The sequence below is a fragment of the Paenibacillus sp. UNC217MF genome, from assembly GCF_000686865.1.
In the GTDB taxonomy this organism is placed as follows: domain Bacteria; phylum Bacillota; class Bacilli; order Paenibacillales; family Paenibacillaceae; genus Paenibacillus_B; species Paenibacillus_B suaedae.
This window is the reverse complement of the sequence record NZ_JMLT01000010.1, coordinates 218863-232792: the sequence shown is the minus strand read 5'-3', so window position 1 is coordinate 232792 and position 13930 is coordinate 218863. Positions and strand designations below refer to the sequence as shown.

Genomic DNA, 13930 nt, shown 5'->3' with positions numbered 1-13930 from the left:
GAATGTTCACTTTGTATTATTTGTTGAAATCATTATATGTAGCAGGATGCTCTTTCGTCAATACTCATGTAAGGTATTTTTTTATTTAATGTAAGGTTATCTAACATTAAAATTGATTTCATTCCCTATACACCTTAAATACTCATGATCATTCCGGCATATTTTAGACTAACTTCATCAATACCTGATCGTTTGAACTCATTTTTATCAGCGCACTACGTTTTGGTACATAACCTATCATTCATTTTATTTGCACAATTATACATATAGATAAGTTTTATCATTAAAAATTACAGCTGCTTCAATTCCTTACTCGTCTAAGAAATCATCTTTTATATCCGTATTTTTTCATGCTTACACCAGCATCAACTTTTACACCTGGAGGTTCATCGATCAATCTTCATTCCTGAACGCATTCGAGATTTCCAAAGGAAACCGGGCTACAAAAGTGATTCTGGGGTTAACGCTTAATTGAGGATAAATAAAAACAGGATGGGCAAATAAATTGCTCCATCCTGTTACGTCTATGATTCTTTATAATTCTTCGCGGTAATGACAGTTTCAAATTCAAAGGTTTCTGGCAGATGGTCGGCGTAAGAGTACTCAAAGGTGCGTCCGTCAGTCAGGTAGGCTACCTGTTCGACCCGCATCAGGAAATCCTGATCCTGCACGTCCATAAACTGCTTTTCCCTTTCATCTGGGCGAATTCCTTTGACCCGGACAATCGATGTCCCCACTTCAAGACCAAGCTTGTTTTGTATGTGCGAGTATATTGATTGCTCTAGAACCGAAACTTCAACACCTGGTATGATCGAAATCGGCATCCATGTATGCTCCATAATCGTTGGAATACCGTGAATGATGCGGAGGCGGATGATTTTATAGACAAAATCGCCGGCTGCGATCCCCAATTTTCCGGCAATGGTTTCATCTGCGCCGACAATCACAAACTCGATGATCTTGCTTTCAACCTCACTGCCGTATACAGCTTTCGTACCAGTTAAGGTCTGAATCATTCGCGCCTTCTCCTGCTGATGCCAATCCTGTACCACCGTTCCACTGCCCCGTCGGCGGATAATGTAGCCGTCACGAACTAACAGATCCAACGCCTTTTTGATGGTGAGAACCGACACACCGAATTCTTCAGCAAGGATCGGGCTGCTTGGGATTTTCTCATTGACTTTATACTCACCGTCTAAAATCTGCTGTTTGATTTTTTGGTAAATGGCGAGGTATTTTACTTGCGTAGACCCGCTTGCCATTTCCTCGCCTCCTATGTGCTGGATGTTCTGCTTAGACAACTTCTATTCATTCAAATGCAATGCCTCAAGCTTATAAACGGAAGGGGATGGTGCTGCAAATCCGTTCTCCAAGATTTCCATGCTTGTTATCGCCTCTTCGTCTTTCACAAGCTTTGCTGCGCCATGTACGATGGTTTCATACGCTGCATCATAGAAACGGCCGTAATCGCCAAGCGGAGTTTTGATTTGTTTTTCAATCCAATCACCGTTCGCGTTCCGGTATTTCGCAATGCCATAGTGCATCGGTGAATCTTCACCAAAGCCTGCACTCTCAGGCATAATGCCTGCTTTCAGATCATTTTCCTGCTGATCTTCACCGTACTTGATGAATGAGCCATTTGTTCCGTGAACGATAAAGCGCGGATAATCTTTTGCTACGACATGGTTGGTTTTCAGTTTAACTTTCAATTGGTGTCCGTAATGAAGATCCACATCGAAATAGTTATCAATCGCACCTGCCACTTCATTATTGCGAATATCGTAGGTCACCACATCTGGACGTCCGAATAGCGAAACCATGCGATCCATCATGTGAATACCCAATCCATAGAATGAACCTTCTTCTTTCGAACCTTCGCGGCTGATTGAACCAGGACGGAAATAATCAATATGCGATTCAACTTCCATAATGTCGCCAAGGAAGCCTTGTTCAACGACCTGCTTCACAGCTAAGAAATCACCATCGAATCGACGGTTTTGGTAAGGCATCACGACTACACCTTTTTCGCGGCCTAAAGCTAATAATTCTTTCGCGTGTTCAACGGTATCGCAGAATGGTTTTTCAACGATAACTGATTTCCCTGCAAGTATAACTCGTTTCGCCAATTCGTAGTGCGTGTGTGCTGGCGTACAGATCGTCACCAATTGAATTTCTTTGTCGTTCAATAGTTCATCCAAATCAGTGGTGAAGGCAACACCCTTTTCGCGATATGGAGCCGCTAATTGTTCGTTAACGTGCCGGACATAAATTGTTTTTACTTTTATATGCTTACGCGTATTCACGTAAGGCAAATGATAACGGTTGGCTGACTTCCCAAACCCGATAAAGCCCATTGTTAATGTCATATGCTAAAACTTCCTTTTTTTTAAACTCACTTCTAAGAATATTATATACATTTTGATTTAAAAGTATATAGTTTTATATTTGAAAGGATATAAAAAAGAGGCAAACCCAATGATGTAGGTCTACCTCTTACCTCTCGCTTTACGCCTTACGTCGCCTTTATTTTTCCCACGTATCAAAAAAGGCTGGATCCATCTTCTTCGTCTCGAATGTTTTGCCGCACAGTGGAGCAAGCTGCTCCAGCTCGCGCAGCAGGCCAGCGAATTGATCCGGGAAGAGGGACTGCACCCCATCGCCCGTCATCGAATTGTCTGGATCGGTATGCATTTCAATAATAAGACCGTCCGCACCAGCAGCTACAGAAGCCTTTGACATCGTCTCAACTAGCTCGCGGCGTCCTGTAGCATGGCTTGGATCGGCAATGACCGGCAAGTGGCTAAGCTGCTTCATAACCGGAATTGCAGTCAAATCAAACGTATTCCGTGTATACGTCTCGAATGTGCGAATACCACGCTCACACAGCATGACATTTGGATTGCCGCCTGCCAATATATATTCCGCAGCATTAAGCCACTCGTCATAAGTTGCGCTGAAGCCGCGCTTGAGCAACACCGGTTTGCCGCATTCTCCAAGTTTGCGCAGCAGATCGAAGTTCTGCATATTCCGTGTGCCTACCTGCAAAATATCCGCATGCTCCGCACAAATATCTACATATTCAGGCGTCATCACTTCTGTAATGGTAAGAAGTCCGTGCTTCTCGCCCGCTTCCTTCATCATCTCTAGCCCTTCCACGCCTATGCCTTGGAAGCTGTACGGTCCCGTACGCGGCTTGAATGCTCCTCCGCGCAGAACTTGTCCGCCTGCTGCCTTCACCAACCGTGCAATCTCATTGATTTGAGCAGGTGATTCAACCGCACACGGCCCTCCCATAACTACCAAATTGCCGCCGCCGATTTTCACGCCGCGTATTTCAATTACCGTATCTTCCGGATGGAAGTCACGACTTGCCAGTTTGTATGATTTCGTAATTTTAACCACGTTCTCTACGCCCTTCATTTGTCTAAGATGTTCTGCCAACTTCGGCTCCGCATGTCCAATTATCCCAATTACCGTATGAGCCGTGCCACGGGATATATGAACTTGATTGCCTTGCCCTTCAATGATGCTGGCTATATTCGCGATCTGTTCTTCAGATGTCTCATTATTTACAATAACAATCATGATTGTACACCCTTTCTATGCGCAGTGCCAGTTAACCCCTTAAAGCAGAAATGCGTTCATCAATGACACTTCTTATTGTAGTTTTACTTTTACACTTACTTTATCACTTTAACGCATATAAGCTTTTATGCTTTTAACTGTTAAAGAAACTATACAGAACAACTACCGTATCGTCAACCCTTTTGATGCAACTATTTTTCGAGTAAGTTGTCACAATCGGAGTTTTGACAATTCGTCATATATAAAAAAGAATCGTGCTGAATAGGCACGATTCCTTCGCATCCTCATTCTCATTGAGGCAGCTATTAAAACATTAGCACAACCATATATGGCTCTTCTCATAGCGAAATCACTTGCATGAACTGCTGAACAGTTATATGAATATAACGAGTTCTCTCCATGGGTTCGGTTTGAAATCTACCATATAATAAGAAGTACATGACCAATGTCATCTGGACATTGCGTATTGCAGAGAAGAGGTATTCATCATCCTTACTCACATGCTGTTTCAATAATTGATACAAAGGCTGTATTCCCTCTTCTATCGTCATAACAAGCCGATTCCGTACTTCTTGATTTCGTTGCGCTTCTCCGAAAAACATGACAATTAGCTCTTTTTTGTCATGCAGCATATCCATCAAATTTGCAAAATACATATTGAGCATCACATCTAATGGTTGATTTTTCAAGGAATCCATAGTTGCTGTATTCTTCAATTCATGATTAATGGTGTGCTTCTCTAAAATTGCCCAGAGCAATTCTTCCTTGGAGTTGAAATAATGATAGATTAATCCGTCCGTGACCTCTGCTTCACGAGCGATATCTTTGGTCGTGCTTGAGTCATATCCCTTTTCAGAAAAAACTCTTAACGCAGAATCGATTAATTTGTTCTTGGTTTCAAGTGCTTTTTGTTGACGAAGAGTGATTTTTGTCATTTGCAGCTCCATTTAACGAATATTTCATGTTCAAAAAGTCTAGCTGAGCTTTTAGAAACTTTTAGACCGATTTACTATCAAACTAACAAATCAATCTATACATGTCAATTTTTCTCCGAAGCAGCGCTTGTTTTCATAGGTATACCAATAGCACAAGGTATTGCCGCGATGGCGCTGACCATAAACCCCGCCAACAGCAAGGAGAAGTTTACTGCTGACCCATCGATAGATGCTATGGATAGCCATAACGTAGATACAATCGAACCTAGGTATCGTATGACATAATAAATTCCAGCCGCTATTCCTGCTCCTTGTGCTTCTCCAGCCTCCAATGCCGTTGCCTGTATTGATGCATTTCCACTTCCGAGGCTAAGCCCAGCCAAACCGACACCAACAATAAACAGTGCTAATAGTTGGCTTGAGCTTGCTATCAAGAGTAGTCCACCCGCAATGGCAGCGAGTATACATCCGGCGAGAACGGCTGGGCGCTTTCCAAATCGATCGCTCATTGCACCTCCTGCTGCTGTAGCTGCGATCATAGTGACGGAGAAGACAAGCATTACCGTTCCACTTCCTGCATAATTAAAATACCACTTTTCTTTTACAAGCAATGGCACGCACATCAGCAACAGATACACCATGAAATTGTTTAAGAATACCGATGCAGCAGCAGCTCGAAAGGAGCGAATTTTAAACAGCTCCCTTACTAATCGAAGAAGTACAAAATCATTCGTTTGCCTTATTTTCTTTTTCGTCTTTCTAGATCGGCATATTAGGTTCTTATTCGCTATTAACGTAATAGGAAAAAGCATCAGTATTAATGTAACCGTAAATTGGAAACGCCAATTATAATAATGAATAAATAAGCCACCTAGCGGCGGTCCTAGTGCAGCTCCTATCCCAGCTGCAGCCCCTAACAATCCAAACATTCTCCCTTGTCTTTCAATCGGCGTCATCTCACGCAATCGTACAGAACTAGCTGGCACGAGTGCAGCGCCCCCACTCGCTTGGATGAGTCTGCCTATTAACAAGCCCATAAAGGTCGGAGCAAGCCAACATATTATTGTTCCTAACGCAAACATGACTGTACCGCTAAAAAGAATTGGCATGCTGCCGAATCGATCCACGAATCGTCCTCCGAAGATTTGAAAGACAGCCATCCCTATTAGATATATCGTGACGACCCATGCCCCTTGGGAAAGCGGCACTTGGAACTCGTTTGCTATTGGTTCCAGAGCTAATGCAACCATGGATGAATTGAGCGGAACCACAAATGTTCCAATAATCATACAAATGATAGTAAAGTTATGCCTCATGTCGCCCCCCCGCCTTCATCGCAACAGTTGTACCATGCCTGTTGTTCCGTTCACGATAACCCGATCACCATCAGAAAGGAATTTCGTAGCATTTTCGCATGCCATGACCGCAGGAATGCCATATTCTCTGGCTACAATTGCCGAGTGTGACAATACGCCACCTGTATCCGTTACAACAGCTGCAGCTACAGAGAAAAGCGGTGTCCAAGCTGGATTCGTATTCGCGCATACGAGAATATCTCCCCGCTTCAGTTTATGGAACTCTTGAGGCCCTCGAATCACCTTAACGACACCTTGAGCTTCACCTTGGCTTGCCCCGGCTCCAGAGAGTACTTTTTCTTCAATTTCTGACTTATTGATGACATCGGAATTTCTGTAATTATTCATTCGGTTCCATACTTCTCGGCGCTGAAGTGCGAGTTCCGCCATTTTCGCTTCATGTTTGTCAGCAATCATCCTCTCCAATTCATTGAACGTAACAAAATACAGATCCCGTTCATCCCGTATTTTCTCTTCTGCTATGAGCCACGCAGCAACTCGCTTGATACGGTCGCGTAGAATCGCAACAATCTCTTCGTACATATCCAACGTAGCCTCGCGAGCGACCCAAAATCCCCTAGTCATATCCAGCGCCTTTTCGAATGTTTCAATCCATTGCGGCTTTTTCAATCGTCGTACGATTTCCGCACGGGCATTATGATATTCTTCTGTTCGTTCCTTCTTATCATCAATCAGCCCCTCTGGATGTTGAATCAGAGCTTGGACCATGCTTAAGACGTTGTCAGGCTCATCTCTCCATGACGGATAGCTCGGCTGCGGTTCCATTCCTGATGCACATCGGCATCCGTGTTTGCTTAAGAAGCGTCCAATCGCTTCCTTGAATGCCCTACAGCCATCACTATTCATAATAGTCTCGTACATTCTGCCAAACGGCTGCTTCTCCAATATGTCCAAAACAACAGGACTGGCAACCGCAACTCTAGCTAACTCCTTCATGTCCCGGTTTGCAACAGCCGTTTTATAATCCAGAGCCTGCAGCAATTTTTGCTTCATTAAATAGACTTGCTTTACATTCGCACGATGAAGCATCTTGTCCAGATTGCTCTGGGCCCTGACGCCAGCGGCCATATATTTTCGGAAACGGCGATACATAAGCTCACTTATCACCCCTTCCAATTTCTTAATCTCCCTAACCAAATCTTGCGGTGAGGAATCCAGATGGACGGATTCAACAGGAAGCAGGGAACGCAAATACGGTTGGTCTACCTGCAGCCACTCTTGCAACGGGTCATACTTGATCCAGCCTTTCAGCTTCAACCAGGCAACCGGAAGAGCAGCTATCGTTCGCAAGTTGGCTGGAACAGGCGGATTGAATAAAATTAGTCCAGTCGGATGCTGATAGGAAATATCTTCAGGCATTTCTATACCTAATTCTTTTGCTGCCCTCCTTACTCCGGCAAGAGCTGGAGTAAGACTACTATCAAAATCTAGCGGACGCAGCGGCTCAGGAAAATGGTCAACGAGTACGGGTAAAAATCGCTTACGAGCAAAACGAGGAATTCGTCCGAGATAAATCCAACCAGCGTACACCTGCTCGTCTTCATCGGGAAGACGGATCGCTCCATCTGTTGCATGCTGCAAGCTGTGCAATGTTGTTATAGGACGGGACTGAAGCAAGTAAATTCGGTCATGTTTCACGGCCCACTCGATATCCTGCGGCGAACCATAATGCTCCTCCACTTTTTTGGCTATGCGACTAAGATCAATAACCATCGAATCCGACAAACAAGGTCTCGTCTGTAACTGGAGTGGAACCGGCACGACGACACTTCCCTGCTCCTGTTGGACTACCATCTCTTCCTTTTTTCCAATTTCGCAATCAATGATTCCAAGGGTTTCCTTCGCAATCCGATAGGTATCTGGGGTAACAATTCCAGACACTACAGCTTCACCGAGACCTAAGCTCGCCGTAATTAACATCTGATCGTGGCAACTATTCAAGGGATTGACTGTGAACAGAACGCCCGCAGCATCGGAGTCCACCATTTCTTGCACAACGACACTCAATGCAACGGAGCTGTGGGTAAATCCCTGTTGATTGCGGTAATGTACAGCTCTTTCTCCCCACAAGGAAGCCCAACATTCCCGAACGGAGTGGAGCAAAGCCTCTTCTCCATGAACACCCAGAAAGGTCTCTTGTTGTCCGGCAAAAGACGCCTCAGGTAAATCTTCAGCGGTAGCCGAGGATCGCACTGCCACCCTGACTTCGTTGCCCAATTGGCGATAATATTCGCGAATGCGCTCCTCAATCTCTGGAAGCATTGGTGTTTCCAAAAACAATTTTCTGGAAGAATGGCTTTGATATTCCGGATCATGGCTATGTTCTCTTTCCAATTCTTCCAGCTTACTTGCGATAATCGTTTGCTCAATCTGACGCTTATATGCCAAAGCCGATATACTAAAAGCTCGCGGAATCGGAAATCCTGCCCGGATCATTTCCCCGAGATTCGCCCCCTTTCCTCCAACCAGAGAGATGTCTCCTTTTCCCACATGATGAATCCAAAACACCAAGTCATTTTCCAATCGGACATCCATAAATTTCGAACCTCCTTGACCCTTTTAAGATGTAATAGACATTAGTTTAACACTTAATTTACTAAGTACTTAATAAGTGAAATATAACCCTCAGCTTTCATGTTGTCAATAAGTGCCGTGTAAAAAAATAAAAAAAACCGCGATTTACGCGGTTTTTTCTCGGGCTTTTCGTGATAAGTTCCTTCCTATTATTTTTTATGACTTTTTATGAAGTAACCGGAATTTTCATTTCCAGTGCTTTGTGGTAGTCCTTTATCATGTTTCGTTTTTTATCCTCAAGAGGCAGCCCGTTCTTATCGACAAAAAGAGTAAATGGTTTTACAGTAATAAATTTAGTCCCAGAAACAGATGGAGCATACATGATTTTTTCATTATACTCTTTATCCGGCTTTTTCGCATACGTGCCCAGTCTGAACTGAACTAACTCGTTGCCTTTATCGTCTACGATTTCGTAATACATTTTGGATTGATGATACTTATTCGGTCGCTTCGTGCTGCTGCTTGGAATTTCTCCCTTGCTGTGAATCTGCAGCATTGTCGTCGCGTCGGTCATTCGCAGATTCATTACTTCGTAACTGAATTTCTGCGTATTTTTCTTTGCATTCGGCTGTATGTTAATATCCCGTTTGGAGATGTTTTTCACCGGAATGACTAGGGACACCTCTGCTGCCTCAAACTTCGCATTAATTGTTAGCTCGAACTCATTCGGAAGAATAGGCTCTCCCGTTTTCGGATCGATGGCATTTGTAAACTCAACCATGCACATATTATTCTCTTTTCCATTTTCCACAGGAACTGAACTTGCCATCATCGCCAGCTTGTCCACCTGAAGCGGCTGTCCATTCAGCAGATAGCTCTTACTAGCATATAGCGGATTCTCTCCGCCTTCGGCCTTCAACACCATGACAAAGCGGGCACCGTCGTACATAAGCTCAGGCACGATCAATGTAACTCCATCTTTTGTTGCCTTCGCATTTTTCACTGTGGTCAAGCCTTTTTTGCTGGCTGCCTTTGCCCCAGAGTCTCCCCATTCCTGTAACACACTCGATCCGGATGCCGCTGCACTTGCGGTAGGCAAATCAACGACAGCCATTCCTGCACCTGTACCCAATATAGCTGCCATACAAGTTACTGCTATCATCTTCTTCAATAATGATTGTTTATATGTACTCATAATCCCATCTCCTTTTCATTTTTGGGTTATCCAATATATATAACAACATCAGTCCCCTAAACTGTGACATTATTTTCTGACAATCATCGTTTCCGCAAGTTTGATTAAGTCTTCCTGCGTCAATGTATTCCCTTCGTTGGTTATAATTCGAAATTGCTTGCCTTGTTCCGTCCATAGAAGTGTGTTTTGCTGCGGGCTATCCCGATATTCTGGCTGCAACCTTTGTCTTGCCTCTTCAGCAGTTTGATAATGATACCCTTTCTGGGCAGGGGATGCTTTCGAACCAAGTGCAATATATTCCAAAAGCAACGTATCCTCACCGTTCATATATTTCAGTACAACTTGCCCCGCTTCCGTCCATTCATATTTCTTAGACAACACCGCTAAACCTTTCTTTTTGGCTTCTGCTCGCAAATCGTTCTTAAATTGCGGACTATATGGACACCGTACTTCTGCTTTCGTAAAGGAATACCCTTCTGGCAGATTTGCAGGCTCTATCAATACGGTTCCTTTCAAATCAGTGGCCTTCATTACATAATCCTCATAGGTGTCAAATGAAGGGGAGACATATCCGGTGAAGATAATTTCCTGCCCCTTGCTTTTCGTTTTTTCATTGTCGATAAATACGGCATAAGCATCACCCGGATTTTGCTCAACCAGCTTGTGCAGTCTTGCCAACTCATCTTCAAAGACCTTCGGCTCTCCCGAAGGGCCTTTCACGGTATAGTCAATTGTACTCTTGGCTGGCGCCGCCTCCGCGGCATTGTTCACATAGCTGAACATAAGCAACCCGCATATTGCTGCAATGGCTAGTTTTGACGTCATTTTCATAAACCAATTCTCCCTTGCACCTCTATTATGGAAATTTTCTTCTCATCTATATGAACAACTTAAAAACAAGAATTGTGACACAAATCGACTTTTTATCAAATAAATAAAAAATCCCTTGAAATAAGACTGGCTGTATCGCCGTCTTCTCCAAGGGTTGTAGCGCATGAATTCGAATTTAGGTATCGCTCTTTTTTGATCCACCGTCATCACGGTTCTCGTCAAATAACGATTTTAAATCCTCGATTTCCTGTGCATTTAGCTTTTTATCCTGCAAAAAGTTGGCCACCATCGGCTTCAAAGCTCCGCCATACAGCTTTTTCATGAAGGATTTGGTTTCGGATCGCAGGTACTCCTGCTCGCTGATAAGCGGGTAGTACAAATAGTTTCGTTTCGACCCCTTCTCCAGCTTTGCACCGGCTGCTTCTTTCTGAACCAATCGGCTCAGGAGCGTCCGAGTCGTATTCGGGCTCCACTCCATCAAATCCGTCATTTGATTGACTACCTCAATGGAAGGACAATCGGGATGCGCCCACAATACGCGCATAACCTCCAGTTCAGCATCCGTAATAGGCGGTACTTTATTCATTCATGAAACCTCCAAACTCAATCGTTCAAGACCACGCATGTAGTTATACTCATGCTATAATTGTACTTTTATAATGTCAACCCGTTTTGTGTTTTTAACCATATAAAAGCCCATGTATCCTATTCGGAATGCATGGGCTTGGACACAAGCTATTTCTTCACCATCGTTGTCGCCAGCTTGATCAGGTCTTCCTTCGTCAGCGGATTCTCTGCATTGGTTGAAATCGAGAACCCCTTACCCTGTTCATACCAATTTAATGAGGTAGTAATAAATTTAGGATCAAGTTTTGGATTTTTCTTTTTCACATCCGCAGCAGCGATATAGACATATCCGTTTTGACTCTTTTCCATCTCTTCAATCCGATAACTAGAGAACTGAATATAATCTTTGCCGTTCACGAAACGCAACTGGATCATATTCGTATCCTTCCACTCAAGCTTCTTTGAATAGACCTTTTTGCCGAGCTTTTTCGCCTCAGCCTGCATGGCTGCCGCATACTCATTTGTATAAGGCGCAGCAACAATTACCCCGTCGTACGTATAGCTCTTCGACAGATCAGCAGGCTTCTGCGGAGCCGGCTCTTTCATAACACGCAACAACTTCTCATAGTCCTCGTATTTCTCGTAGCGCGGATTAAAATTGCCATAACCAAAAACCTCAAATCCCTTTGGCTGATAACTGCTGTATATCAGATACATATCACACGGATTTTTTTCCAACAGCTTGTCAAGTTTAGCCTTCTCGGCTTGCTCCAACTTCTCGCCTTCATTTGCAGTCGTTGGTTTCGTTGCTGCCGCCTTCAAGCTGATGCCGCTTATAGCATGATCTGACGCTGTGCCTGACATGAGGTGCATGGATCCGAACAATAGAATGCTGCATTGTGAAGCAATTGCTATTTTCATCTTCGTATTCATATAAAATCGCACCTTTCCTGTTTGACATGTAATATCTACCATTTATATAACAATTTCAACCATTTTATTTGTGACATGACTTTCAATCGAAGAACTGCAAATACCCCCAGGTTAGACATGCTGATCTACGTCTTCCCTGAGGGTGTTCAATATCGAACTATCTTACGTTTCGCATCAATAACATGACGATTCTTACTTTTTGACCATCGTTTTCGCCAACTTGATCATGTCTTCCTTCGTCAACGGATTTTCGGGATTCGTTGAAATCCAAAAGCCCTTCCCACTCTCATTCCAGGAAATCTGATTTTTGTAAGTTATTTTTTTTATTGCTGGAGCAAGATTGGGATTTTCCTTTTCGATGTCCTTTGCGGATTTATATACATAATTTTTTTCTTTCTTATCTTTCTCTTTAACAGCCCCACTGCTTAATTTGATTTCATTTTTACCATTTGTGTACGTTAACACAATGAAGTCACTTTTTGTCCAATTGATCTTTTTGGAATGTATCTGTTTACCCAGCTTTTTGGCCTCGGCTTTCATTGCTACTAAATCCTTAGGTCCGAGCGGCGAAATAATTATCGCTTCAGCTAAGGTATAGCCTTTTGGTAAATCAGCAGGACGCTGTGGTACTGCCTCCTTCAACTTTGATGCAAATTTGTAGTATGCTTCATAAGTATCGAATCTTGGATTAAAATTTCCCATAAAATAAACTTCTTGTTCGTTTTTATTTTTCTTTAATTCTTTGCTGACATATATGATATATGTATCATCTGGATTTTTCTCAAGTAATTTGTCGATTCTCTCCTGTTCTGCCTTCTCTAGCTTCTCGCCTTCACTCATAGCCTTTGGTTCAGCTGCTGCCGTCTTCAACGTTACATCTCTTACCACACGAGAAGACGCTGCCTCTGCCGCGAGATTCATCGAACAGAATAATAAAACGCCGCTTATCGTTGCAACTGCTAGTTTCATCGTCATTTTCATTTCTAATTGCCCCTCTCTAGTTATTCTTTTTAACATCTCATCTTATACAACAATTTCAACCATCTGGTTTGTGACATAACTTTTAATTAAAGAACCGCAAATACCCCCAGGTTAGACATGCTGATCTACGTCTTCCCCGAGGGTGTTCAATATCGGCTATCTTACGTTTCGCATCAATAACATGGCGATTCTTACTTTTTGACCATCGTTTTCGCCAACTTGATCATCTCTTCCATCGTCATTGGATTCTTTGGATTCGTATGAACGGAAAGCAGCTTGCCGTGTTGGATCCAAACCAACGAATTTACTAGATATTTCTCGCCTACATATGGATTATCTTTTTTCATTTTTTCCGCGCTTGTATAGGTATACTCTTGACTATAATTTTTCTTATCCACCGCATCAGGCTTACGGCTGCTTATTTTGATAAAATTGTCTCCATTTTTGAATTCTAATTTGGTTTCATTTGTAGTTGTCCAATTCAGTTTTTTAGAGTAAATCTGTTTGTTTAATTTTTTTGCTTCTGCTTTCAATTCTGCAGCAAAATCAGCGGTATATGGACCTACAATCTCTGCCGCGGAGAAGACATATCCCTTAGGCAAGTTAGCAGGTTTTTGCAGCGTTGCTTCCTTCAAACTGGCTGCCTTCTTTAGATAGTCCTCATACTTGCTAAATTTCGGCATGCTGTTGCCCAACATGTCGACCTCTGCTTTGCCTTTAACTTTCGTCAATTCATTACTGACATATAAGATATAGGTATCTTCCGGATTTTTTTCAAGTAATTTGTTGATTCTCTCCCTCTCTGCTTTCTCCAGCTTTTCGCCTTCAGTCATGGTCTTTGGTTTAGCCGCTGCCGTTTTCAACGTTATATCGCTTATCGAACGAGAAGACGCTGCCTCTGCTGCGAGATTCATCGAACCAAATAATAGGAAGCCGCTTAGCGTTGCGATTGCAAGTTTCATTGTCATTTTCATATCAAAGTGCCCCTCTCTAGTTAATCTTTTGACGCCTTA

Annotated in this window: 12 protein-coding genes; all 12 read right to left on the bottom strand. The window is 43.1% G+C overall.

Annotated features, from left to right (window positions below):
- Window positions 1–524: 524 nt before the first annotated feature.
- On the bottom strand, window positions 525–1262 hold the full coding sequence (locus BP95_RS0108325) for a GntR family transcriptional regulator (RefSeq protein ID WP_028531880.1): 738 nt from the start codon (window positions 1260–1262) through the stop codon (window positions 525–527).
- Between the two features lie 42 nt (window positions 1263–1304).
- Window positions 1305–2366 carry an oxidoreductase gene (locus BP95_RS0108320; RefSeq protein WP_028531879.1) on the bottom strand — a complete coding sequence of 354 codons (1062 nt, stop codon included), beginning with the start codon at window positions 2364–2366 and terminating at the stop codon, window positions 1305–1307.
- Window positions 2367–2523: 157 nt separating this feature from the next.
- A complete protein-coding gene (gene aroF, locus BP95_RS0108315) occupies window positions 2524–3585 on the bottom strand; it encodes a 3-deoxy-7-phosphoheptulonate synthase (protein ID WP_028531878.1) in 1062 nt (353 codons plus the stop codon).
- Window positions 3586–3923: 338 nt separating this feature from the next.
- Window positions 3924–4520 carry a TetR/AcrR family transcriptional regulator gene (locus tag BP95_RS0108310; protein WP_028531877.1) on the bottom strand — a complete coding sequence of 199 codons (597 nt, stop codon included), beginning with the start codon at window positions 4518–4520 and terminating at the stop codon, window positions 3924–3926.
- 104 nt (window positions 4521–4624) lie between these two features.
- Window positions 4625–5836: an MFS transporter gene (locus tag BP95_RS31825; protein WP_021253988.1), complete on the bottom strand. Its 1212-nt coding sequence runs from the start codon at window positions 5834–5836 to the stop codon at window positions 4625–4627.
- A 15-nt stretch (window positions 5837–5851) separates the two neighbouring features.
- Window positions 5852–8431 (bottom strand): PEP/pyruvate-binding domain-containing protein, encoded by a 2580-nt coding sequence (locus BP95_RS0108300; protein WP_028531876.1) that lies wholly within the window; start codon window positions 8429–8431, stop codon window positions 5852–5854.
- A gap of 205 nt (window positions 8432–8636) precedes the next feature.
- Window positions 8637–9605 (bottom strand): DUF5643 domain-containing protein, encoded by a 969-nt coding sequence (locus tag BP95_RS0108295; RefSeq protein WP_021253990.1) that lies wholly within the window; start codon window positions 9603–9605, stop codon window positions 8637–8639.
- Between the two features lie 69 nt (window positions 9606–9674).
- A complete protein-coding gene (locus BP95_RS29885) occupies window positions 9675–10436 on the bottom strand; it encodes a hypothetical protein (RefSeq protein ID WP_021253991.1) in 762 nt (253 codons plus the stop codon).
- Window positions 10437–10611: 175 nt separating this feature from the next.
- Window positions 10612–11022: a BlaI/MecI/CopY family transcriptional regulator gene (locus BP95_RS0108285; RefSeq protein WP_021253992.1), complete on the bottom strand. Its 411-nt coding sequence runs from the start codon at window positions 11020–11022 to the stop codon at window positions 10612–10614.
- Window positions 11023–11171: 149 nt separating this feature from the next.
- A complete protein-coding gene (locus BP95_RS0108280) occupies window positions 11172–11936 on the bottom strand; it encodes a hypothetical protein (RefSeq protein ID WP_028531875.1) in 765 nt (254 codons plus the stop codon).
- Between the two features lie 192 nt (window positions 11937–12128).
- A complete protein-coding gene (locus BP95_RS0108275; protein WP_021253994.1) occupies window positions 12129–12917 on the bottom strand; it encodes a hypothetical protein in 789 nt (262 codons plus the stop codon).
- Between the two features lie 191 nt (window positions 12918–13108).
- Window positions 13109–13891: a hypothetical protein gene (locus BP95_RS0108270; protein ID WP_021253995.1), complete on the bottom strand. Its 783-nt coding sequence runs from the start codon at window positions 13889–13891 to the stop codon at window positions 13109–13111.
- Between the last annotated feature and the right edge of the window lie 39 nt (window positions 13892–13930).